21 protein-coding genes and 1 other RNA gene are annotated in these 23,114 nt (G+C 67.9%); 17 read left to right on the top strand and 5 right to left on the bottom strand.

The genetic code is table 11. From position 1 onward, the window contains the following. Positions 1 to 205: 205 nt before the first annotated feature. Positions 206 to 775: a flavodoxin family protein gene (locus BW981_RS06150; protein WP_076437278.1), complete on the top strand. Its 570-nt coding sequence runs from the start codon at positions 206 to 208 to the stop codon at positions 773 to 775. Here BW981_RS06150 and BW981_RS06145 read toward each other — a convergent pair. The 3 genes from BW981_RS06145 to BW981_RS06135 form a co-directional block, all read right to left on the bottom strand. Then, positions 756 to 1,727, bottom strand: coding sequence for a PAS domain-containing protein (locus BW981_RS06145; protein ID WP_076437276.1), 972 nt, complete (start codon positions 1,725 to 1,727; stop codon positions 756 to 758). The genes BW981_RS06150 and BW981_RS06145 overlap by 20 nt on opposite strands. Before the next feature lie 100 nt (positions 1,728 to 1,827). Then, positions 1,828 to 2,616: a peptidoglycan recognition protein family protein gene (locus tag BW981_RS06140; RefSeq protein ID WP_076437274.1), complete on the bottom strand. Its 789-nt coding sequence runs from the start codon at positions 2,614 to 2,616 to the stop codon at positions 1,828 to 1,830. Between the two features lie 5 nt (positions 2,617 to 2,621). Beyond that, positions 2,622 to 3,371, bottom strand: coding sequence for a molecular chaperone DjiA (locus BW981_RS06135; RefSeq protein WP_076437272.1), 750 nt, complete (start codon positions 3,369 to 3,371; stop codon positions 2,622 to 2,624). Between the two features lie 481 nt (positions 3,372 to 3,852). Here BW981_RS06135 and BW981_RS06130 point away from each other — a divergent pair, with 481 nt between their 5' ends. Beyond that, complete coding sequence (locus BW981_RS06130; RefSeq protein WP_244560237.1) at positions 3,853 to 4,554, top strand: transglycosylase SLT domain-containing protein; 702 nt, start codon at positions 3,853 to 3,855, stop codon at positions 4,552 to 4,554. A gap of 67 nt (positions 4,555 to 4,621) precedes the next feature. Next, positions 4,622 to 5,015: RNase P RNA component class A (gene rnpB / locus BW981_RS06125), an RNA gene on the top strand. Between the two features lie 40 nt (positions 5,016 to 5,055). On the opposite strand, the gene BW981_RS06120 is transcribed toward rnpB, so the two are convergent. Together BW981_RS06120 and BW981_RS06115 are read right to left on the bottom strand one after the other, a co-directional pair. Then, a complete protein-coding gene (locus BW981_RS06120) occupies positions 5,056 to 6,039 on the bottom strand; it encodes an alpha/beta hydrolase family protein (protein ID WP_076437271.1) in 984 nt (327 codons plus the stop codon). A 187-nt stretch (positions 6,040 to 6,226) separates the two neighbouring features. After that, positions 6,227 to 6,649 (bottom strand): organic hydroperoxide resistance protein, encoded by a 423-nt coding sequence (locus BW981_RS06115; RefSeq protein ID WP_076437269.1) that lies wholly within the window; start codon positions 6,647 to 6,649, stop codon positions 6,227 to 6,229. A 139-nt stretch (positions 6,650 to 6,788) separates the two neighbouring features. Between BW981_RS06115 and BW981_RS06110 the strand changes: the two genes are divergently transcribed. The 14 genes from BW981_RS06110 (at position 6,789) to murB (ending at position 23,094) form a co-directional block, all read left to right on the top strand. After that, a complete protein-coding gene (locus BW981_RS06110) occupies positions 6,789 to 7,253 on the top strand; it encodes a MarR family winged helix-turn-helix transcriptional regulator (RefSeq protein ID WP_076437267.1) in 465 nt (154 codons plus the stop codon). 340 nt (positions 7,254 to 7,593) lie between these two features. Next, positions 7,594 to 8,070: a division/cell wall cluster transcriptional repressor MraZ gene (locus BW981_RS06105; RefSeq protein WP_076437265.1), complete on the top strand. Its 477-nt coding sequence runs from the start codon at positions 7,594 to 7,596 to the stop codon at positions 8,068 to 8,070. Further along, positions 8,067 to 9,107 (top strand): 16S rRNA (cytosine(1402)-N(4))-methyltransferase RsmH, encoded by a 1,041-nt coding sequence (rsmH, locus tag BW981_RS06100; protein ID WP_076437264.1) that lies wholly within the window; start codon positions 8,067 to 8,069, stop codon positions 9,105 to 9,107. Before BW981_RS06105 ends, rsmH begins: the two co-directional genes overlap by 4 nt. Positions 9,108 to 9,109: 2 nt before the next feature. After that, positions 9,110 to 9,496, top strand: coding sequence for a cell division protein FtsL (locus tag BW981_RS06095; RefSeq protein ID WP_076437262.1), 387 nt, complete (start codon positions 9,110 to 9,112; stop codon positions 9,494 to 9,496). Then, the gene (locus tag BW981_RS06090; RefSeq protein ID WP_076437261.1) at positions 9,493 to 11,271 is read left to right on the top strand and encodes a peptidoglycan D,D-transpeptidase FtsI family protein; all 1,779 of its coding nucleotides are present in this window, start codon (positions 9,493 to 9,495) and stop codon (positions 11,269 to 11,271) included. The genes BW981_RS06095 and BW981_RS06090 overlap by 4 nt, the downstream gene beginning before the upstream one ends. A gap of 192 nt (positions 11,272 to 11,463) precedes the next feature. After that, entirely contained in the window at positions 11,464 to 12,912 is a 1,449-nt protein-coding gene (locus tag BW981_RS06085) for a UDP-N-acetylmuramoyl-L-alanyl-D-glutamate--2,6-diaminopimelate ligase (protein WP_076437765.1), read from the top strand. Beyond that, positions 12,909 to 14,333: a UDP-N-acetylmuramoylalanyl-D-glutamyl-2,6-diaminopimelate--D-alanyl-D-alanine ligase gene (locus BW981_RS06080; protein ID WP_076437259.1), complete on the top strand. Its 1,425-nt coding sequence runs from the start codon at positions 12,909 to 12,911 to the stop codon at positions 14,331 to 14,333. The genes BW981_RS06085 and BW981_RS06080 overlap by 4 nt, the downstream gene beginning before the upstream one ends. Before the next feature lie 63 nt (positions 14,334 to 14,396). Beyond that, on the top strand, positions 14,397 to 15,479 hold the full coding sequence (gene mraY, locus BW981_RS06075; RefSeq protein WP_076437257.1) for a phospho-N-acetylmuramoyl-pentapeptide-transferase: 1,083 nt from the start codon (positions 14,397 to 14,399) through the stop codon (positions 15,477 to 15,479). Between the two features lie 59 nt (positions 15,480 to 15,538). After that, a complete protein-coding gene (gene murD, locus BW981_RS06070; RefSeq protein WP_076437256.1) occupies positions 15,539 to 16,975 on the top strand; it encodes a UDP-N-acetylmuramoyl-L-alanine--D-glutamate ligase in 1,437 nt (478 codons plus the stop codon). Positions 16,976 to 17,171: 196 nt separating this feature from the next. Beyond that, positions 17,172 to 18,362: a Na+/H+ antiporter NhaA gene (gene nhaA, locus BW981_RS06065; RefSeq protein WP_076437254.1), complete on the top strand. Its 1,191-nt coding sequence runs from the start codon at positions 17,172 to 17,174 to the stop codon at positions 18,360 to 18,362. A gap of 128 nt (positions 18,363 to 18,490) precedes the next feature. Then, the gene (locus tag BW981_RS06060) at positions 18,491 to 19,624 is read left to right on the top strand and encodes an FtsW/RodA/SpoVE family cell cycle protein (protein ID WP_076437252.1); all 1,134 of its coding nucleotides are present in this window, start codon (positions 18,491 to 18,493) and stop codon (positions 19,622 to 19,624) included. A gap of 1 nt (position 19,625) precedes the next feature. Further along, positions 19,626 to 20,729, top strand: a complete 1,104-nt coding sequence (gene murG / locus BW981_RS06055) for an undecaprenyldiphospho-muramoylpentapeptide beta-N-acetylglucosaminyltransferase (RefSeq protein WP_076437763.1) — start codon at positions 19,626 to 19,628, stop codon at positions 20,727 to 20,729. 15 nt (positions 20,730 to 20,744) lie between these two features. Beyond that, positions 20,745 to 22,151, top strand: coding sequence for a UDP-N-acetylmuramate--L-alanine ligase (gene murC / locus BW981_RS06050; protein WP_076437250.1), 1,407 nt, complete (start codon positions 20,745 to 20,747; stop codon positions 22,149 to 22,151). 13 nt (positions 22,152 to 22,164) lie between these two features. Next, positions 22,165 to 23,094 carry a UDP-N-acetylmuramate dehydrogenase gene (murB, locus tag BW981_RS06045; RefSeq protein WP_076437248.1) on the top strand — a complete coding sequence of 310 codons (930 nt, stop codon included), beginning with the start codon at positions 22,165 to 22,167 and terminating at the stop codon, positions 23,092 to 23,094. Positions 23,095 to 23,114 lie beyond the last annotated feature (20 nt).

Genomic DNA, 23,114 nt, shown 5'->3' with positions numbered 1-23,114 from the left:
CATTGCCAGCGTGGCGAAGCAGTCCAGCGGCGACAGCGCGCGACGTCCTTCGGGAATGCTTCGCTCCGCGCGCAATGACGATGATTGCGAAAGGATTGCCGCCACGCCAGCGCGATCATGCAGGATTGCAACGGCGCAAGCGTTGCGCTCGTCGCTGCGCCGCAACATCTTCCTGTCACCTTCCGGTTCAGACAGGAGCCACGCCATGACCCAGATCGCCATCGTCTTCCATTCCGGCTACGGCCACACCAAGCGCGTCGCCGAGACCGTCGCCCAAGGCGCGGGCGCCGAAGGCGCCAAGGTCGAACTGATTGCCATCGATGCCGAAGGCAACGTCCCCGAGAGCGCCTGGGACGTGTTGAAGGCGTCCGACGCCATCATCTTCGGCTCGCCGACCTATATGGGCACCGTCTCCTGGCAGTTCAAAAAGTTCGCCGACGCCTCGTCCAAGCCCTGGTACACCATGGACTGGAAGGGCAAGGTCGCGGCCGGCTTCACCAATTCCGCCACGCTGAACGGCGACAAGGGCAACACCATCACCTATCTCTCGGCGCTGGCCGCGCAGCACAAGATGCTCTGGACCGGCACGGGAATGCATCCCTCCAACGCCAAGACGTCCACCCGCGACGATCTCAACAATCTCGGCGGCTATCTCGGACTGCTGGTGACGTCGCCTTCCGACGCTTCGGTCGAGGAGATGGTTCCGGGCGACCTCAAGACCGCCGAAGCCTTCGGGCGGAACGTCGCCGACGTGGTCAAGAGCGTGAAGGGCTGAGGGTCTTCACGGCCGCATCATGGACAGGCGCGCGCCAGAGTTGCGCGCCCGTCAACGGGCGGTCGAACAGCCTGAGCTTGTCGCCGCCCGTCATCCGGGCGGCCTTGAGCCCGGCTTCGGCCGCAGCCATCAGCCTGGGCTGGGTAGCGGTTCCGCCGATGGAGCTGCTCGTCGCGGCACCGGCCGAGATATTGAACTCGATCGTGACCGAGCCTCGGGTGACCGGCCGGCGCAGGAGCCGGCGGGCACTTTCGAGCGTGGAAACAAGCCTCTCCGGATCGTGCTGGCTCGGGTAGAGCACCGCGAAGGAGCCGTCCGCCAACCTTCCCGAAGCAAGCGCATCGGGAAAAAGCCGGAGCAGGCGCTGCCCGAGATGCTCCGACATGTCGTCACAGGCGACGGTGCCGTATTTCGCGAGCAGGCTCGGATAATCATCGACGGCATAGATGACGAGCGCGCAGTCCAGGCCGCCGGATCGCTCGGCAAACCCCAGAAGGGCCTCGTCGAAGCTCCGCAGCATCGCGCCGCTCGCCATCGCGCGTGGCTCGCAACTGCGGGCGAGGTCGGTCCAGAAGCCCTTTTCCGCCGTCACGTCCTGCTTAGAGCCGAAGATGCGTGCCGGCCGACCATGGGAGCTCTCGACGCCGACGATCAGCCGCATCCAGCGCTTCCTGCCGTCCGCCGACCTGATCCGGCAATCGAGCGAGAAGGGCCTGCCCGTCGCGATGGCCTGGCTGCGCAGCCGGTTCATCTCCAGCCGGGAGCGCTCCTCGTAGAGATCGAGCATATCGGGCCGGTGGATCCTGGCGCCGCGCCGCAGTCCGAAGATGTCGTAGACGCCATCTGTCCAGGACAGCACGTCGCCGGCCAGACGGCATTCCCACGCGCCGATCGCGCCGGGGTTCAGGCCATTCGGAAGCGCCGGGCTGTGACTGACAGAAAGGTTGTTCAAGCAGTCGTTCTCCGGCTGCCGGGTTGACCCAACGACGCTAGTCATCAGCCGTTAAGCGACCGTTGCTCCTTTTGTCGGATAACCGGTCGTTATGGCGCGTTCACGCGATCCGGGAGGATGCGCTCGTCGCCAGCAGATCGCGCAGGGTGGTGATCGTCGAGGCATCCGCCACTCCGTCCACCTTTTCCTGCCGCCAATGGCGCTGGAAGGCGGCGACCACCGCTTCGGTCTTCTCATCGAACAGGCCATCGACCGCGATGCCGTAGCCCAGCATCGCGAACATCGCCTGCAGTGCCTCGACGGGCTGGCCGGCATCGCCCTTGCTGAAATAGCGCCCGCCGCGGATCGGGGCGGGCTGGGTCCACAGGCCGATGCCGGCTTCGGCGAAGCGCCGCCACGGGAATTTCTCGCCGGGGTCGATCTTGCGGCCCGGCGCGATGTCGGAATGGGCCAGCACGCGCTCGGGAGGAATGGACCAGCGCTCGCAGATGTCGCGGCAGAGGTTCAGCGTCGCAACGAGCTGCTCTTCGGGGAAATCGGGCAGGCCGCCGGGATGGCCCGGATTGGCGATTTCGATGCCGATCGAGCAGGAGTTGATGTCGGCCTCGCCGGCCCAGTGCGAAGCGCCGGCATGCCAGGCGCGGCGGCCCTCCGGCACGAGCTGGAGCGTGTGGCCGTTCTCGAAGACGAAATAGTGCGAGGACACCTGCGAGACCGGGTTGCACAGCCATTGCAGCGCTTCGCCCGCGACCGGCATGCCGGTGTAGTGCAGGATCAGCATGTCCGGCCGCCGGCCGGGCGTGCCGTCGGCGTGCTTGCGCTCGCCATGGTTGGGCGAGGCAAAGATCTTGCTGGCGAAGCGGCTGTCGGGCGCCGGTGCGTCGGTCATCGCGGTCAGGCCGGCTCGTGCGACAGGCGGCGGGCGAGGCCGCGCTCATGGGCGATCATGTCCCAGGCCGCGTTGATCGCCGACAGGCGCCGGGTCGCGATCGCGACCGCTTCCTGAGGCAGACCGCGGGCGATCTCGCGGTCGGGATGGTTCTCGGCGACCAGGCGGCGGTAATGCCGCTTCAACTCGTCGTCTGCCATCTCGCGGCTGGCGCCGAGGATGAGATAGGGGTCGTCCGGCCGGCGGACATGGCGCGCCTCGATACGGGCGAAATCGGCATCGGCGATCCCGAAGATCGCTGCGACCCCACGCAGATAGGCGTATTCCGCCTCATGAACCGCGCCGTCCGCCGCGGCGATCAGGAAGAGGCCGTCGAGCACGCCCTCCAGCAGCGCCGGTTCGTCGCGGAAGGCGGCGGCGATCTGGCCGGCATAGGCCTCGAAGCCGGCACTGGTCTGCTTGGCCAGGTCGAACAGCCGCGCGACGCGCTGTTCCTCGCCCGGCGGCACCGTGACGATCCGGCGGAAGGCTGTGACCTCGTCGCAGGTTACGACCCCATCCGAGCGCGCCATCTTCGCCGCGAGCGCGACGAGGCCGGTGGTGAAGACGAGCTCGCGCGGAGCGGGCCCAAAGGGCGCTCCCTCACGATCGACGAGGACGTGACCGGCGAGGGCTCCGAGCAGGGCGCCCAATGGGCCGCCAAGGGCAAAACCGACGCCGCCGCCGCCGAGCGCGCCCCAGAACGAAGAGGACATGAAAGGAACAGGTCTCCGAACTCGCCACCGCTCTCGCGACGGCAGGTGCGCGCATCGCCGAAGCACAATGCGGGCGATGATGGGCGCTGCCTGCGCCTCGATCAAGAGGTGGGTGCCTCGGAACCTGCGATGAGCCCCGCGGTTCCGCGATTCGGTCGCGCGAGCCGAAATATGGCGAAAAAGAGGCGGCGCCCGCGTTTTCCTGATTCGCGATCCCTGTCTCACGCCGGCAAAGTTTTGCGGTCAGCCAATACCTGAAAATACTCTATAGTGAAGTAGAGATCAAAGACACATAACCTTTGAAGTCGGAGGCATTTTCTTTCTCGCTGAACAGATTATCGTCACATTCAGTCAGCATTTGACCCCGCCGCTCAGTGAGATGTGGCGCAGCAGGGTTCAGTTGATCATGAAGTATGTCTATGGCGGTCTCGCAGCCGCGGTTCTGATTAGCCTCACCGGGATGGCTTCGGCGGAGGAATTCGTGAACTCGGAAACGGATCCCAGGGCTATCGTCGTGCGCGACGCCGAAATTGCCCGGCTGAAGGCCGAGGAAGCCAAGGGCTCCGAGCAGGCGGCCGAGGCGCCGAGCAAGCCGATGAGCGCCAAGGAGCGGCGGGCGGCGCGGATCGAGGCGCGAAAGGCGAAGGCCGAGGAGGTCGCCGCGGCCAGGCAGGCAGCCAAGGCTGGAGGAATGAAGCCGCAGGCAGCCGCTGCGACTGCGGATGCGAAGGTGCAGGAGCCGACCGCCACCGCATCGGTGGCCCGCAGTGAAGACAAGGCCGAGGCGAAGCCAGTTGCCGCGCCGGCCGGGGTCGAGGGGATCAAAGCGATCGTCGCGCGGCATGCCGCGGCCAACGGCGTGCCGTTCTCGCTGGCGGATGCGATCATCCGCGTCGAAAGCCGCTACAATCCACGCGCTGCCCATGCCGGCAATTACGGCCTGATGCAGATTCGCCACCAGACGGCCCGCGGCATGGGCTATTCGGGCGGAGCTGGCGGCCTGCTCGATGCCGAGACCAACGCCCGCTATGGCATGAAATATCTGGCCGAGGCCTATCGCATGGCCGGCGGCGATACCTGCCGCACCGTCATGAAGTACCAGAGCGGCCACATGGCGACCCGGCTGAGCGGCGCCAACCGCACCTATTGCGCCAAGGTGCGCACGATCACCGCGCGCAACTGACGTGCTGCACGGTCAGGCACCCCCGCGCGCTTGACGCGGGCGGCGCCAGCGCGCATGTCCCCCCTCGCCAGTCGGCCGGACGGCCGCTCTCGCTCGCGAGGGAGGAAAGTCCGGGCTCCACGGAAACACGGTGCCGGATAACGTCCGGCGGGGGCGACCCCAGGGAAAGCGCCACAGAGATCGAACCGCCCGCGAGCCTCGGCTCGCAGGTAAGGGTGAAAAGGTGCGGTAAGAGCGCACCGCGGACCCGGCAACGGGGACGGCATGGCAAGCCCCACCGGGAGCAAGACCGAATAGGGACGATGCTTTCCGCGCAAGCGGGGAGGGGCCTGTTTCTGGGCCTGGTCGTCCGGGTTGGTTGCTTGAGGCCCGCAGCAATGCGCGTCCCAGAGGAATGGCCGTCACGTCGGGGGAGCGATCCTCCGGCCATACAAAACCCGGCTTACAGGCCGACTGGCACCCTATCCCACCGGAAACCTGCACATCGTCCCGCAGCGGGTGTCAGGGCCCGGCTCGCCGGTCCAGCTCCCGGCGCAGGAAATCGACGGCCTGGCCGTTCAGCTCGACATGAAAGGCGGCGCGGTCGAAACCCGCCGCATCGGTGCAGATCGCAGGCTGCTCCCTCGCCAATGCCTCAGGGCAGACGCTGAGAAAGGCGAAATGGCCGGCGCCGGCGGCATCATGAAACTCAGCCTTCTCGGGCAGGCCGGCCGCGATGGCCGCGACATCCGCGGGCGCGACCCCGTCACCCCCGTTCTGGGAACGCCAGAGTTGCAGGGGGGCCCTGATCTGCCTTAGCCCGCTCCCGTTCGGGAAGACGCTGGCCAGAGGGTCGGCGATTACGAATGCCTTGATCCGGGGGTCGCTGACCGGCTCCCCTGGCGGGACCATCCCAGCGGGAATGCGGTCGCACTTCGCCCCGGTCGGGTCCTGGCAAACCGCGCGCAGTTGTCGGATGTCTGGCTGCGCCCCGGCGAGGACGAGGCCGGTGTAGCCACCGCGGGAGAATCCGAAAAAGCCGATCCGTTCGGGGTCGATCCTCGCCGCGGCGGGGGCTGGGCCGAGCATGTGGTCGACCAGCCGTCTCACATCGATCGGCCGCGTCCTCAGCGCCGCGAGGCTGTCGAACCTGGCCGCGTTGAAAGCATTGTCATCGGGATGATTGAGAGCGACCACCACGAAACCCGCGTTCGCCAGAGCTTCGGCCGTGTCGTGATGCGCGAGATACGTCCCGCCGAAGCCATGCGAGATCACGATCAGCGGCAGCTTGCCGTCTCCGGCGATGGGGCAGTCGCGCACCGCCGGGATGGCGAAGGGCCCCAGCCTGACCGTATCGGCCGGCCTGGCGCAGGGGGACCATTGCAGAACCTTCAGAGCGGGGCCTGAGACGTCGGCCGGAACCTCGAAGGCCATCAGGCCTGCCGCCTGGCCCAGGCTGGCTGAGCAGCATAACGCCGCCGCCGCGACGAGTGCTTTGAGGCGCATTCTTCGTCCAGTTCCGCGAGGATCGACAGATGCCTCGCTTTAGCGGAACGGTTTACTCGTGTCATGCGACCGTTCGACAGCGGCGTCGGCAGCGCGGCTGCCGGGCTCGCTGGACCTCGCGGCGGCAGGATGTCCGATCGGCAGGAACGCGACCGGCCATCCTGCCGATGGGCGTTTCGGCGCGGCCTCAGCCGACGACCGTCTCGACCTCGATGTTGCCCTTGGTCGCGTGCGAGTAGGGGCAGATCACATGGGCCTTCTTGACGAGGTCCTCGACCACCGCCTTGTCGACGCCGGGGACCGTGACCGTCAGCTTGGCATTGATGCCGAAGCCCTGGCCGTCGTCGCGCGGACCGATGCCGATATCGGCCGCGACCTTCGCATCCTCCGGGATCTTGACGTTCTCCTTGCGGGCGGCCGCCTTCAGCGCGCCGAGGAAGCAGGCCGAGTAGCCGAGGGAGAAGAGCTGCTCGGGATTGGTGCCGTCGCCGCCGGTGCCGCCGAGTTCCTTGGGGGTATGCAGGATCAGGTTCAGGTTGCCGGTATCGGTCGCGGCCTGGCCTTCGCGGCCACCGGTGGCGGAACCATGGGCGGTGTAGAGGGTTTTCATGATCGCTCTCCTTGCTTGCTTGAATGACGATGGTTGCGATTTATATCGTGCGCAATTAGATTGTCAACAATTCAATTTGACGAACCGCAGGGTTGATCGCGGTCGCACTCCGCGCTTTGTGGAGGAGAGGAGAGCGAGCATGGGCGACGGGCAGGGCGACAGGGCGGAGATGCTGCGGCTGGAGGAGCATCTGTGCTTCGCCGTCTACCAGGCCGGCCATGCCTTCAACCGCGCCTATCGGCCCATCCTTGCCGAACTCGGCCTGACCTACCCGCAGTACCTCGCGATGCTCGTTCTGTGGGAGAATGAGGGGCTGACCGTGAAGGCGATGGGGGAGCGGCTGATGCTGGATTCCGGCACGCTCACCCCCCTGCTCAAGCGGCTCGAAGGGGCGGGGCTGATCCGGCGCATGCGCGATCCCGAGGATGAGCGCCAGGTCCGCCTGTACCTGACGGCGGCCGGCGAAAAGCTGCGCACCAAGGGGCGCTGCGTGCCCGAGGCCATCGGCAGCGCGCTGGGCGGCAACGCCGCGCAAGCCGAGGAGCTGCGCCGCGCGTTGGAGCAGGTGCGAGACGCGCTGCTCGCGGCCTCCGGCGCCGCCTGACGCACCGGAAAAATTTGTCGGGCTGGGAACCGCGGTTTTGCCGTGGCCCGCTCTGGCACGTCGTCGAAATCCTCGTGGTTACCGGACCTTAACCTTAACGGGTTGTGATGGACGGGAGTCCTTGCAGAGGCATGCTTGCGCCTGCGATTCCATTGACGCCCATGGTAGCCCATGCTATCCCAAATCATCCCGTCGAAGCCGGCAGGCAAATCACTGGTCAGGGTCCGTGTGCCGCGCGGAATTTGGCTGTCCGATGCGCCATGCCTGCTTCGATGGGGGGCTACTTCGCCGCTGCCCCCGGGCTGCGGCGTCGACGTGAAGAGCAGGCCGGGAGGCGGCGTTGACGGACCGCTTCGTCTCGAACTTCACCAACCGGCTGGACTCCAAGGGCCGGGTCTCGATCCCCTCCAGTTTCCGCTCCGTGTTGGCCAAGGACGGCTACGAGGGGCTGTACGTCCATCAGGCGCTCGACCTGCCGGCGCTCGATGCGGGCGGGCATGCGCTGCGGGCGACGATCGACGAGATCCTGTCGCGCTTTTCTCCCTTTTCGGACGAGTGGGAGCTGCTCTCGACGGCGTTGAACGGAACCTCGGAAGTGCTGAGGGTCGATCCGGAGGGGCGCATGACGCTCAGCGAGGCGCTGAAATCCCATGCCGGGATCGGCGACGCCGTGACCTTCGTCGGCCACGGCCACAAATTCCAGATCTGGGAGCCCGAGCGTTTCCGCGCCCATCTCGACACCGCACGGACGCGGCTGCGCGACGTGAAGCGCTCGCTCGGTTCCCTTCCCCCATCGGCAGGAGGCGCAGCATCATGACGGACCATGGCGACCGTTCAGGCGGAGCCATCGGCGGACCGGTTCGTCATGTGCCCGTGCTTCTTGCCGAGGTTCTCGCCGCGCTCGCGCCTCAGGCCGGCGGGCGCTATCTCGACGGCACCTTCGGCGCCGGCGGCTACAGCCGCGCGATCCTGGAGGCTGCGCCCGACGTCACGCTGCTGGCGCTCGACCGCGACCCGAACGCGGTCGCCGGCGGGGCCGATCTGGTCGCGGCGATGGGCGGGCGCCTGACGGTCTCGCAGGCGAATTTCGGCGAGCTGGCGCAGGAGGCCGAGCGCTTCGCGATGACGCCGCTCGACGGCGTGGTGCTCGATATCGGCGTTTCCTCGATGCAGATCGACCAGGCGGAGCGCGGCTTTTCGTTCCGCTTCGACGGGCCGCTCGACATGCGCATGAGCGGGCAGGGGCAGAGCGCCGCCGACATCCTCAACGAGGCGGAAGAGGGGCTGCTCGCCAACATCTTCTACCACTATGGCGAGGAGCGTCGCTCGCGTGCGGTGGCACGCGCCGTGATCGAGGCGCGCCGCAAGGCGCCGCTGACCACCACCAAGCAATTGGCCGATCTCGTCGCCGGGATCGTGCGCGGGGAGCCAGGCGGAGCGCATCCGGCGACGCGGGTGTTCCAGTCGCTGCGCATCGCGGTGAACGACGAGCTGGGCGAACTGGTCAAGGCGCTGCACGCGGCCGAAGCGGTGCTGAAGCCCGGCGGGCGGCTCGTCGTCGTCACCTTCCATTCGCTGGAAGACCGTATCGTCAAGCAGTTCATGGCCGAGCGCTCCGGCCGGATGCCGGCCGCCTCCCGGCACGCGCCGGCGGTGACCGTGGCGCAGCCGACCTTCAGGCTCGTCGAAAAGGGGGCCGTCGCGCCGTCCGAGGCCGAGATGCGCGCCAATCCGCGCGCCCGCTCGGCCAAGCTGCGCGCAGCCGAGCGCAACGACGCCCCGGCCCGCCAGGCGGAAGCCGGACTCGTCGCGCTCGCGGGCCTTCCCGAACCCTCGCCCCGCCGGAGAAGCTGAGCGTGATCAAGTTTCTCCACGCCGTCGCGATCGGAGCGCTCGTCTCCTCGGCGGTCTACGCCTACACCATCAAATACGAGACGACGCTGGCGGCCGAGCAACTCCAGAAGCTCAAGGCGAGGACCCAGCGCGAGCGCGACGCCATCCAGGTGCTGAGGGCCGAGTGGCAGTTCCTCAACCGGCCTGACCGAATCCAGACGCTGGCCGACCGCCATCTCGACCTCCAGCCCTTTCAGGCGACGCAGGTGGTCAATCCCTCCGAAATCCCGAACCGGGGCCCGAAGGTCGATACGATCGGCCGCAAGCTCGAGGACCTCGGCTTGGGCCTGCCGACGGAGACGCCGCGCGACCGCAAGGCGAGCGCGACCACGCCCGGAGCCATGCCATGACCGAGCCGCATCAGACCGGGGCGCCGGAGCCCGCGCACCAGGTCGTCACCGAGCCGGTGGCGGCACGCTCGCGCTTCGCCTGGCTGCGCGATGTCTTCCGCATGAGCGGCCACAAGGCGCAGCCTCGCGTCGGGCTGGTCATCCTCGGCTTTTCGGTGCTGTTCCTCGCCATCACCGCCCGGCTCGCATTGCTGGCGACGCTGCCCAACGAGCAGGTCGGCATCCGGCGCGCGACATCGAACGCCATCGCGGCGGCCCGGCCCGACATCGTCGACCGCAACGGCGACATCCTGGCCACCGATATCGGTGTCGTCTCGGTCTTCGCAGAGCCGCGCAAGATCCTCGACAAGGACGAGGCGACGGAGCTGCTGACGGCTGTCCTGCCCGAGCTCGATGCCAAGGATCTGCGCGACAAGCTCGGCACCAAGAAGGGCTTCGTCTGGGTCAAGCGCGAGATCACGCCGCGCCAGCAGGCGGAGGTCTACCGCCTCGGCATTCCCGGCGTCGGCTTCCTGCCCGAGCACAAGCGCGTCTATCCGAACGGCCCGGCGGCCGCCCATATCCTCGGCTTTGCGAATGTCGACAATATCGGCATCGCCGGGATGGAGAAGTATATCGATTCCCAGGGCCTGCAGGACCTGAACGGCGCCGGATTTGCCAGCCAGGCGAGCGATCTCAAGCCCGTGCAGCTCTCGCTCGACCTGCGCATCCAGCATCTGCTGCGCGACGAGCTGGTCAACGGCATGGCGCGCTTCAAGGCGATCGCCGCAGCCGGCGCGATCATGGACGTCACCACAGGCGAGGTCCTCGGGCTGGTTTCGCTGCCGGATTTCGACCCGAACAACCCGGTCGATGCCCTGGAGAAGGACCGGATCAACCGGATGAGTGTCGGCGTCTACGAGATGGGCTCGACCTTCAAGGCGCTCACCATCGCGATGGCGCTCGACTCCGGCAAGGTCAACATCAATTCGAGCTTCTCGACCGCTGGCGGCATGATGCGTTTCGGCCGGCAGGTCATCAAGGAATACCACGGCACCGGGCGCACGCTGACCGTGCCGGAGGTGTTCCTGCATTCGTCCAATATGGGCTCGATCAAGATGGCGCTGGCCGTCGGCGTCGAGGGCCACAAGGCCTTCCTCAAGAAGATGATGCAGCTCGACCGGATGACGACCGAGCTGCCCGAGAGCGCAGCCCCGATCGTCCCGCAGCGCTGGGGCGAGATCAACACCGCGACCATCGCCTTCGGCCACGGCCTCGCCGTCGCGCCGATCCAGGCGATGGCGGCGGTGGCCGCGCTGGTGAACGGCGGCTACCTGATGAAGCCGACCTTCCTGAAGCGCTCGCAGGAGGACGCGATGAAGGTGGCGACGCGGGTGATCAAGCCGGAAACCTCCGAGGCGCTGCGGTTCATCATGCGGCTGAATGGCGAAAAGGGCTCGGCCAAGAAGGCGGACATCGCCGGCTACTTCGTCGGCGGCAAGACCGGTACGGCCGAAAAGGTCATCGGCGGTCGCTACGCCAAGAACCGCAACTTCACGACCTTCACGGCCATCGCCCCTTCCGACAAGCCGAAATACCTGTTCCTCGCGATCTATGACGAACCGAAGGGCTACGCCGAGAGCGGCGGCTATTCGACCGCAGCCTGGAACGCCGGCGTGACGACGGGCCGGCTGATCGAGCGGGCCGCGCCGCTGCTGGGGCTGGCCCCACGCTTCGATCCGCCGCCCGCGCCGTTCCCGCTGATGGCGAAGCTGGGGGCCTGGGGTTCGCGATAGGGCGGTCTGCCGGCGTCATGCTCGGGCTTGACCCGGGCAAGACGCTGCGGAGGTTCGGCGGAACCACAGCGACGAGCACCGGTCAAAGAAAGGCGCTTGATCCTTGGGGAGATTCTCGGGTCTACGCTTCGCTTCGCCCGAGAATGACATCAGGGTCTTGCAGCGCAGGGGTATCGGCTTTTGACAGACGCCATCGCCTATCGTCTCGCAGATCTCTTCCCCGGCGCCTTCCGCCCCGAGGAGGACCGACGCGTCGACGGCCTCGCCTTCGACAGCCGCACGGTCGGCCCGGGGCAGGTGTTCGTCGCGCTCGCCGGAGCGAAGGCGGATGGCGGAAGCTTCATTGCGGATGCGGTCGCGCGCGGGGCCGTGGCGGTTGTGGCGAGCCAGTCGCGCCCCGGCGATCTGCCGGCCGATGTGGCCTATGCGCAGGTGCAGGAGCCCCGCCTGGCGCTCTCTCTGGCGGCGGCCAGGATCCATCCGCGCCAGCCCGAAACCATCGTCGCGGTCACCGGCACCAGCGGCAAATCCTCCGTCGCCGATTTCACCCGCCAGATCTTCCAGGCGCTCGGCCATGGGGCTGCGAGCCTCGGCACGGTCGGGATCGTCACCGCGACATCGGCCAAATACGGCTCCCTGACGACGCCGGACCCGCTCTCGCTGCACGCGTCCCTCGACAAGCTCGCCGGAGACGGGATCACGCATCTGGCGATGGAGGCCTCCTCGCACGGGCTCGATCAGCACCGGCTGGACGGGGTGCGGCTGAAGGCCGGCGCCTTCCTCAATCTCGGCCACGACCATCTCGACTATCACCCCACCGTCGAGGACTATCTGGCGGCGAAGCTCAGGCTGTGGAAGCTGCTGCCGGCCGGTGCGCCGGTGGTGATCAACCGCGATGAGCCTTTTGCGCAGCAGGCCGCCGAGGCTGCCGAGGCCGGGGGGCACCCGATCATCGGCGTCGGGCGCGAGGGTGAGACATTGCGCCTCATCGCCAATGAGCGGGACGGCTTCACGCAGCGGCTGACAGTCAGCTTCGCGGGGGGCGAGGCCTCGGTGGTGCTGCCGCTCGTCGGCGACTTCATGGCGGGCAATGCGCTCGTCGCGGCCGGCCTCGCCATCGCGGCCGGCGAAGACCCGCGTCGCGCGCTCGCGGCGATTGCCGGGCTGCAAGGCGTCCCCGGCCGGCTCGAACGCGTCGGCGAAGGCAATGGCGGGCTCGTGGTCGTCGATTACGCCCACAAGCCCGACGCGCTCGCGGCGGTCCTCACGACACTGCGTCCCTATGCGGCCGGGCGGCTGATCTGCGTCTTCGGCTGCGGCGGCGACCGCGACAAGGGCAAGCGGCCGTTGATGGGTGCGATCGCGGCGGAGAAGGCCGACATCGCCATCGTCACTGACGACAATCCACGCAGCGAGGACCCGGCGACCATCCGGTCCGAGATCATGGCAGCTTCGCCGAAGCTGCGGGAAATCGGTGACCGCGCGGAGGCGATCCGCCATGCGGTCGGCATGCTCAAGGCTGGGGATTTGCTGGTCGTCGCTGGGAAAGGCCATGAAAGCGGCCAGATCGTAGGCGACCGGACGCTGCCTTTCTCCGACCATGACGTGGTGCGGACGGCCTTGGCGGAGATGAAGCGATGAAGGACCCTCTCTGGACGGGCGACCGCTTGATCGCGGCGCTCGGCGCCCGCGCGGACGGGCCCGTGCCAGCCGCCGTCACTGGCGCATCGATCGACACCCGGACGCTCGAGCCCGGCGACGCCTTCTTCGCGATCACCGGGGAGGCGCGCAACGGGCATGACTTCGTCAAGGCGGCCCTGGACAAGGGCGCTGCGCTCGCCGTGATCGACGAGGCGCATGCGGCGGGGTTCGCCGGCGCGGGTTCCCTGGCCATCGTGCCCGATGTGCTGAAGGCGATGGAGAAGGCCGGCTCGGCCCGCCGGGCCGAGCTGTCGGCCAAAATCGTCTCCGTCACCGGTTCGGTCGGCAAGACCGGCACCAAGGAGGCACTGCGCCTCGTGCTGTCGCGCCAGGGCAAGACCCATGCGCCCGTCGCCTCCTACAACAATCATTGGGGCGTCCCGCTCACGCTGGTGCGCACGCCGGCCGATGTCGCCTATGGCGTCTACGAGATCGGCATGAACAGCCCCGGCGAGATCCTGCCGCTGGCGCGGCTGGTGAGGCCGCATGTCTCGATCATCACCACGATCGCGCCGGTGCATCTGGCGGCCTTTTCCTCGCTGGAAGGGATCGCCGAGGAGAAAGCAGGAGTCTTCTGGGAGCTGGAGGAGGGCGGCACGGCGATCATCAACGCCGACATCCCGCAGTCGCAGCTCCTGCGGGACATCGCCAAATCCGGCCCCGCAGGCGAGATCCTGACCTTCGGGACAAGCCCCGACGCCGATGTGAGGCTGATCTCCTGCTCGCTGAAGCCCAACATGTCGACCGTCGAGGCGCGGGTTCTGGGCGAGCCGGTGACCTACCGGCTGGGCAGCCCCGGACGCCACATTGTGCTGAACTCGCTCGCCGTTCTGGCCGCGGTGAAGGCGCTCGGGGCCGATCTCGCGCTGGCGGCGCTGTCGCTGGGCGACCTGACCCCGCCCGCCGGGCGGGGTGCGCGCCAGCGGCTGCAGATGCCGGGCGGGGTGCTGACGCTGCTCGACGAGAGCTATAACGGCAACCCCGCCTCGATGCGCGCCGCGATCGAGAATCTGGGGCGCCTGCCGGTGGAGGGCAGGGGCCGGCGCATCGCCGTGCTCGGCGACATGCTGGAGCTCGGCCCGAGCGGGGGCGACCTGCACAAGGGCCTCGGCGAGCCCCTCGCCACCAACGCCATCGACAAGGTCTTCGCCTGCGGACCGCTGATGAAAGGGCTCTATGAGAGCTTGCCTTCGGCCATGCGGGGGGCTTATGCGAACGATGCCGGCGCACTCGAGCCTCTCGTTCTCGACGCGGTGCGTGCCGGCGACGTGGTCACGGTCAAGGGCTCGCTGGGCTCGCGCATGGGGCCGATCGTCAAAGCGCTCATCGCGCGTTTTCCGGCCGTGCCTGCCGAAGACTGACTTCATCGAGCCGGGCGCGAACCGCCCCGGCGCCAACGAGATCGCGCAAGAGACGCCAAGACCATGTTCACCTGGCTCGCCGAATTTTCCGGCACTTTCCCCATCCTGAACGTCTTCCGCTACATCACCTTCCGCGCAGGCGGGGCGACGGCGACGGCGCTGCTCTTCGTGTTCTTCTTCGGCCCGGCCGCGATTTCCTGGCTCAGGATCAAGCAGGGCAAGGGCCAGCCGATCCGCGCCGATGGCCCGCAGACCCATCTCGCCAAGCGCGGCACGCCGACCATGGGCGGGCTGATGATCATGTCCGGCCTGTTCGCGGCGGTGCTGCTCTGGGGCAACCTGCGCAATCCGTACGTCTGGATCGTGCTCGGCGTGACGGCGGCCTACGGCGCCATCGGCTTCTATGACGACTATCTCAAGGTGACGAAACAGTCCCACAAGGGCTTCTCGGGGAAGGCGCGCATCGCCATCGAGATCGTGGTCGCGCTCGCTGCCTGCACGCTGATCATGCAGACACAGCCTCCGGCGATCTCGTCCGGCTTCGCCATGCCCTTCCTCAAGGACGCCATCATCCCGCTCGGCATCCTGTTTCCGCTGGTGACGGCCGTCGTCGTGGTCGGCGCGGGCAATTCGGTGAACCTGACCGACGGGCTCGACGGACTCGCCATCGTGCCGGTGATGATCGCTGCGGGCACCTTCGGCTTCATCTCCTATCTCGTCGGCAACGCCATCTTCGCCAACTACCTGCAGATCAACCACGTGCCGGGCTCGGGCGAGCTGGCGGTGATCTGCGGCGCGGTGATCGGCGCCGGCCTCGGCTTCCTCTGGTTCAATGCGCCGCCGGCGCAGATCTTCATGGGCGACACCGGCTCGCTGGGGCTGGGCGGCCTGCTCGGCACCATCGCGGTCGCGACCAAGCACGAGATCGTGCTGGCGATCGTCGGCGGGCTGTTCGTGGTCGAGGCGCTGTCGGTGATCATCCAGGTCGGCGTCTACAAGCGCACCGGCAAGCGGGTGTTCCTGATGGCGCCGATCCACCACCATTTCGAGAAGCTGGGCTGGACCGAGCCGCAGGTGGTGATCCGCTTCTGGATCATCTCGGTGGTGCTGGCCCTGGTCGGCCTGTCCACGCTCAAGCTGCGCTGAACGTCTAGAGGCATCATGTCGCCCGAAAACCGGTTCCCACTTTTCGGCATGATGCCGCGATGACCACCCCCGTCACGGTGTTCGCCGGGCGCAAGGTCGCCCTGTTCGGGCTCGGAGGCTCCGGCGTCGTCACGGCGCTGGCGCTGATGGCGGGCGGGGCCGAGGTCGCGGCCTGGGACGACAACGAGGCCAGCCGGGAGAAGGCCGCAGCGCAGGGGATCGGCATCGTCGATCTCGCCGCGGCCGATTGGACCGGCTTCGCCGCTCTGGTGCTGGCGCCGGGCGTGCCGCTGACGCATCCGCAGCCGCACTGGACCGTCGGGAAGGCGAAGGCTGCCGGCATCGAGATCATCGGCGACATCGAATTGTTCTTCCGCGAGCGGGCGAAGATCGCCCCGGATTCGCCCGTGATCTGCATCACCGGCACCAACGGCAAGTCGACCACCACCGCGCTGATCGCCCATGTGCTGAAGCAGGCGGGGCGCGATGTGCAGATGGGGGGCAATATCGGCACCGCCGTGCTGGCGCTGGAGCCGCCGGCCGAGGGCCGCATCCATGTGATCGAGTGCTCGACCTTCCAGATCGATCTGGCGCCGTCCATCAAGCCGAGCGTCGGCCTCCAGATGAACCTGACGCCCGACCATCTCGACCGGCACGGCAAGCTCGAAGACTATGCCGCGATCAAGGAGCGGCTGGTCACAGCGGCTGACGTTGCGATCATCGGGGTCGACGACGAGCCATCCCGGCAGATGGCCGGGCGACGGGGGGCGAGCGGGCGCCCGCTGGTGCGTATCAGCGGCGACGAGGCGTTGGCCGAGGGTGTCTTCGCCGAGGTGACGGAGCAGGGCGGGCTGCGCACGACGCAGATCGTCGAGAGCCGGGACGGGCAGCGGACCATCGTTGCCAGTCTCGCCGATATCGGCTCGCTGCGCGGCTCGCACAATGCCCAGAATGCTGCGGCCGCCTTTGCGGCCTGCGCGGCGTTGGGCCTGGGCGCCGGGGAGATCGCCACGGGCTTTCGGAGCTTTCCCGGCCTGCCGCACCGCATGGAGGAGCTCGGCCGGATCGGCCGCGTCGTCTTCATCAACGATTCCAAGGCGACGAATGCCGATTCGACGGAAAAGGCGCTGACCTCCTTCCGCGATATCTTCTGGATCCTCGGCGGCAAGGCCAAGGAGGGCGGCATCGAGCCGCTGCGCCGCTATTTCCCGAACATCGCCAAGGCCTATCTGATCGGTGTGGCGAGCGACCTTTTCGCCGCGACCTTCGACGGCGATGGGCGCGTCTCCTACGAGCGCAGCGTGACGCTCGACCAGGCCGTCGCGGCCGCGACGCGTGACGCGTCGGCGCATCCGGGCGCGGGCGAGATCGCGGTGCTGCTCTCTCCGGCCTGCGCCTCCTATGACCAGTTCCCGAATTTCGAGGTGCGGGGAGAGACCTTCCGCAGTCTGGTCCAGGCGCTGCCGGGTTTCGTTCGGAGCGGTGGACGCTCGTAAACACGGCGGCATCCGGAGCTGCCCCAAGGCGGCGGCGGTGCGGCTCTTCGTTCGGGCCAGGCCAGGCCGTGTCCCTCGGCGCTGCGTGAGGTTGCCGCATCGAAACGAGGATGGCATAGCTCCGGCGGGTGCGTGATCCGGCCGTGGGTCAGCAGGCAATGCCGCTGGTCGGGCCGCCAGCGCCGGAGACCCGTTGATGGCCCGTCGTCCTCTGTCGCTCCTGCGAAATTTCCTCGATAGTCAGGCCGCGGCCGGACTCCTGCTGATGGGCAGCGCGGCGCTGGCGCTCATCGTCGCCAACTCGCCGCTGGCTCCGGCCTATTTTGCCCTTCTCAAGACCTATCTCGGCCCGCTCAGCGTGCTGCACTGGATCAACGACGCGCTGATGGCGCTGTTCTTCCTGCTCGTCGGCCTCGAGATCAAGCGGGAGCTGATCGACGGGCAGCTGCGCACCTGGCCCGACCGCGTCCTGCCGGGCGTCGCGGCGCTGGGAGGAATGATCGGCCCCGCGCTTGTCTATGTGGCGGTGAACTGGAATTCCCCCGCCACCTTGCGCGGCTGGGCGATCCCGGCCGCGACCGACATCGCCTTCGCGCTCGGTGTCCTGACGCTGCTCGGCAGCCGCGTCCCGGTCTCCCTCAAGGTCTTCCTGACGGCGCTCGCGATCATCGATGACCTCGGTGCTGTCGTGATCATCGCGGCGTTCTATACCGCCGAACTGTCGCTGCCGATGCTGGCAGGCGCGTTGGTGACGCTCGCGGTCCTCTATGGGATGAACCGCGCAGGCGTCCGTCATCTCGTCCCTTATCTCCTGCTCGGCCTCGTGCTCTGGTTCTTCACCTTCCAGTCCGGCGTCCATGCGACGATCGCGGGGGTGCTGCTCGCCCTCACCATCCCGCTGCGGCCGAGTGCCGGCAAGCCGGATGACATGGCTTCGCCGCTGCATGCGCTGGAACATGGCCTGCACCCGTGGAGCGCGTTTCTCGTGGTGCCGATCTTCGGCTTCGCCAATGCCGGCGTCTCGCTGGCGGGCGTGACGCCGGCCCAGCTGCTCGACCCGGTGCCGCTGGGCATCGCGCTTGGGCTTCTCGTCGGCAAGCAGCTCGGCGTCTTTGGCGCCGTCGCTGCGGCGGTCGGCTTCGGCTGGGCGCAGCGGCCTGCCCGTGCGAGCTGGGCGCAGGTCTATGGAGTCGCGCTGCTGTGCGGCATCGGCTTCACCATGAGCCTGTTCATAGGCCTGCTCGCCTTCGCCAACAATGCCGCTCTTGAGACCGAGACCAAGATCGGCGTGCTGTCGGGCTCGCTCGTCTGCATGGCACTCGGGGCGATGGTTCTTTGGGCGACGGCGTCGAAACCGCAGTCGAAGCATGAGGCGGAAGTGGCCTGACGGCCGTCCTTCCCGTTGCTGCGCCGTGCATAGGCCCGGCCTCGGAATCAAACGGTTAACCATTCATTGACAGAATGATTCGTCTTGAAGGCGCGCCTCGCGCGCCGGCTCGCCGATGGAATGGTCCCATGGTTTCACGCGCCGAACCCTCGCTCAGCGGCCGCTGGTGGTGGTCGATCGACCGGCTGATCCTCGCCGCGCTGATCGCGTTGATGGTCTCGGGCGTGGTGCTGCTGATGGCAGGCGGCCCGCCCGTCGCCGAGCGTCTCGGCCTCTCGACCTTTCATTTCGTCAACCGGCAGGCGGCCTATCTCGCCGCGGCGATCGTGATCTTCCTCTGCGTTTCCTTCATGAGCCCGCGGCAGGTGCGGCGCACGGCGCTGCTGATCTATGTGGTCTCGCTCGCCATGGTGTTCGCGACGCTGTATTTCGGCGTCGAGGTGAAGGGCGCCAAACGCTGGCTGACGCTCGGGCCGCTGGGCTCGGTCCAGCCCTCCGAATTCGTCAAGCCGGCCTTCGTCGTGCTCGCGGCCTGGGCCTTCGCCGAGGGCACGCGCCGCCCCGACCTGCCGGGCACGATCCTGGCGCTGCTGATCCTGCCCTTCACCATCGTGCCGCTGGTGCTGCAGCCGGATTTCGGCCAGACCATGCTGATCAGCCTGGTCTGGGCCGGGCTGTTCTTCGTCGCCGGCCTGCACTGGTTCTGGGTGATCGGGCTAGGGGGCATCGGCGCCACCGGCATCTTCATCGCCTATGAGCTCGTGCCGCATGTCCGCGCCCGCATCGAGCGCTTCATGGACAAGGGCTCGGGCGACACCTTCCAGGTCGACACGGCGCTGGAGAGCTTCGCGCAGGGCGGCTGGCTCGGCAAAGGGCCGGGCGAGGGCACGGTGAAGCGCATCCTGCCCGACGCGCATACGGACTTCATCTTCGCCGTGACGGCCGAGGAGTTCGGCGTCGTCGTCTGCATGATCCTGGTTGCGCTCTTTGCGGTGATCGTCATCCGCTCGCTGTTCGTGGCGCAGAAGTCGGAAGACCCGTTCACCCGGCTGGCGGTGACGGGGCTCGCGCTGCTCTTCGGCATCCAGGCCTCGATCAACATGATGGTGAACCTGCACATGATGCCAGCCAAGGGCATGACGCTGCCTTTCATCTCCTATGGCGGGTCCTCGCTGCTCTCGCTGGCGATTGGCACCGGCTTTCTGCTCGCGCTGACGCGCCGCCGCCCTCGTTCGACCGAGATCGGGATGTATGGGCGCTGAGATGGCGGAGGCTCCTCTCATCATGCTGGCGGCCGGCGGGACCGGCGGCCATCTCTTCCCCGCCGAGGCGCTGAGCCACGCGCTGCATGCGCGGGGCGCCCGCGTCATGCTGATGACCGATACGCGCGCCGCCGGATATGCCGGCAGCTTCCCCGCCGAAGCGCTGCATGCCGTGCCGGCAGCGACCCCATCCGGGCGGTCCCCGCTGAAGATGGCCGGCGCGATGCTCAAGCTCGCGCAGGGCACTTTCGCGGCGCGGCGCATCATCGGGCGAGTCAAACCCGCCGTCCTCGTCGGCTTCGGCGGCTATCCCACGGTGCCGCCGGTACTGGGCGCGTCGCTGGCCGGCGTGCGGACCGTGATCCACGAGCAGAACGCGGTGATGGGGCGGGCCAACCGCTTCCTCGCCGGGCGGGCCACGCTGATCGCGACGGGCTTCGCCGAGGTGGGCGGCCTCTCCGACGCCCTGAAGGCCAAGTGCCGCCATGTCGGCAATCCCGTCCGCCCCGCGGTGCTGGAAGCGGCGGAGCAGGACTATGGCTGGCCCGGCGAGGGCCAGGTCCGGCTCCTCGTCTTCGGCGGCAGCCAGGGCGCGCGGGTGATGGCCGACATCGTGCCGCAAGCCGTCCAGCTTCTGACAGACACCGAGCGTGCGCGGCTCTCCATCGTGCAGCAGGCGCGTGTCGAGGACGACGCGCGCGTGCGCGGCAGCTACGACACGCTCGGAGTGCGCGCGACGATCTCGCCCTTCTTCAAGGACCTGCCGGCCCAGATGGCGGCGGCGCATCTCGTCATCGGCCGCTCGGGCGCTTCCACCGTGGCGGAGCTGACGGTGATCGGCCGGCCGGCCATTCTGGTGCCGTTGCCCGGTTCGCTCGACCAGGACCAGGCGGCGAACGCGGCCTTCCTCGAAAAGGAGGGTGGCGCGATGCGCATCCTCCAGGCCGATTTCACCCCGCGCCATCTCGCAGCCGAACTCTCCAGGATGATCGCCCAGCCGGCGCACTTGACGACCATGGCCGCAAACGCGAAGAGCGCCGGCATCCCCGACGCTGCCGACCGCCTGGCCGATCTCGTGATCGCCACCGCGCATTCCCAGAACTGACAGGACCGCAGGATCATGAAGCTGCCGCCGAAGCTCGGCCCCATCCATTTCGTCGGAATCGGCGGCATCGGCATGTCCGGCATCGCCGAGGTCCTGCACAATCTCGGCTACAAGGTGCAGGGTTCCGACGCATCGGACGGCGCCAATGTGAAGCGCCTCGCCGAAAAGGGCATCACCACCTTCGTCGGCCACAAGGCCGAGAATCTCGGCGATGCCGAGGTCGTCGTCGTCTCGACCGCGATCAAGGGCGACAACCCCGAGCTGGTGGCCGCGCGCGCCCGGCGCCTGCCGGTGGTGCGCCGGGCCGAGATGCTGGCCGAGCTGATGCGGCTGAAGACGGCCGTCGCCATCGCCGGCACCCACGGCAAGACCACCACCACCTCGCTCGTCGCGACGCTGCTGGAGAAGGGCGGGCTCGACCCGACCGTGATCAATGGCGGCATCATCAACGCCTACGGCACCAATGCGCGCATGGGCGAGAGCGACTGGATGGTGGTGGAAGCCGACGAATCGGACGGCACTTTCCTGAAGCTGCCGGCGGATGTCGCCATCGTCACCAATATCGACCCCGAGCATCTCGACCATTTCGGCACCTTCGACGCGATCAAGGCGGCCTTCCGCAGCTTCGTGGAAAATCTGCCGTTCTACGGCTTTGCCGTGATGTGCATCGACCATCCGACGGTGCAGAGCCTCGTCGGGCAGATCACCGACCGCCGCGTCGTCACCTATGGCGAGAATCCCCAGGCCGATTTCCGCCTGCTCGACATCGATCTCACAGGCGGCCAGTCGCGCTTCACCCTGCTGATCCGCGACCGCAAGACGGGCAAGGACGAGGTCGTCCGCGACCTCATGATGCCGATGCCCGGCCACCACAACGCGCTGAACGCCACGGCGGCCATCGCGGTCGCCTATGATCTCGGCATTCCGGTCGAGCGCATCCGGGAGGCGCTGGCCGGCTTCGGCGGCGTGAAGCGGCGCTTCACCAAGACCGGCGAATGGAACGGGGCGCTGGTCTTCGACGATTACGGCCATCACCCGGTCGAGATTGCCGCCGTGCTGCGCGCAGCGCGCGCCTCGACCAAGGGCAAGGTCGTCGCGATCGTACAGCCGCACCGCTACACCCGCCTTTCGAGCCTGTTCGACGATTTCGCGGCCTGCTTCAACGATGCCGATACGGTGATCGTGGCCGACACCTATGCGGCTGGCGAAGCGCCGATCGCCGGAGCGGACCGCGATTCGCTGGTCGCCGGCATCCGGGCGCGGGGCCACCGCCACGTGCTGCCGCTGGAAGCTCCCGGCAAGCTCGCCGGCATGGTGGCCGAACTGGCGGGCCCTGGCGACTACGTCGTCTGCTTGGGCGCCGGCAACATCACCCAATGGGCCTATGCGCTGCCGGGGGAACTCGCGGCGTTGAAGGGCTGAGCAGCGCCGGCCCATGACCTTTCCCGACCTCTCTGCCGCCATCCGCGCCGCCGCCCCCGATCTGCGAGGGCGGCTGCTGGCGAATCAGGATCTTTCGGCCCTGACCTGGTTTCGGGTGGGTGGCCCGGCGCAATTGCTCTTCACGCCGGCCGACGAGGAGGATCTGGCGTATCTGCTGGCCCGGCTGCCGGAGGAGATTCCGGTGACCGTGATCGGTCTCGGCTCCAACCTGATCGTGCGCGACGGCGGCATTCCTGGGCTGGTGATCCGGCTCGGCGGCAAGGCCTTCGCCGGTATCGAGGTCGATGGCGGCAGGCTCAGAGCCGGTGCGGCCGTGCCCGACGTCAAGGTGGCGCGGGCTGCGGCGGATGCGGCGCTGGACGGGCTCGCCTTCTTCCGCGGCATTCCAGGCTGCATCGGCGGAGCGCTGCGGATGAATGCCGGTGCCCATGGCGGCGAGACGACGGACGTCCTGGTCGAGGCGCGCGGCGTCCGGCGCGGCGGCGAGAGCGTCACGCTTTCCCACGCCGATATGGGCTTCAGCTACCGCAAGAGCGCCGAGAGTCTTGCCGATGTGATCTTCACCTCGGCGCTGTTCCAGGGGCGGCCCGGCGACAGGGCTGCGATCCAGGCCGAGATGGACCGGGTGACGGCGGCGCGTGAGGCGGCGCAGCCAATCAAGGAGCGCACCGGGGGCTCGACCTTCAAGAATCCGGAGGGCGGCAAGGCATGGCAGCTCATCGATGCGGCCGGCTGCCGCGGCCTGCGCGTCGGCGGCGCGCAAGTCTCGGAGATGCACTGCAACTTCCTGATCAACACCGGCGGCGCCACCGCCGCCGATGTTGAGGGGCTTGGGGAAGAGGTGCGGCGCCGGGTGCGCGAACACTCCGGCGTCGAACTGCACTGGGAGATCAAGCGGCTGGGCATCGCCCGCGCGTCCTGAGCCGACAGCGGCACCGGAAT

Source organism: Allobosea sp. TND4EK4, from assembly GCF_900156025.1.
In the GTDB taxonomy this organism is placed as follows: domain Bacteria; phylum Pseudomonadota; class Alphaproteobacteria; order Rhizobiales; family Beijerinckiaceae; genus Allobosea.
This window is presented reverse-complemented; position numbering and strand designations above follow the sequence as displayed.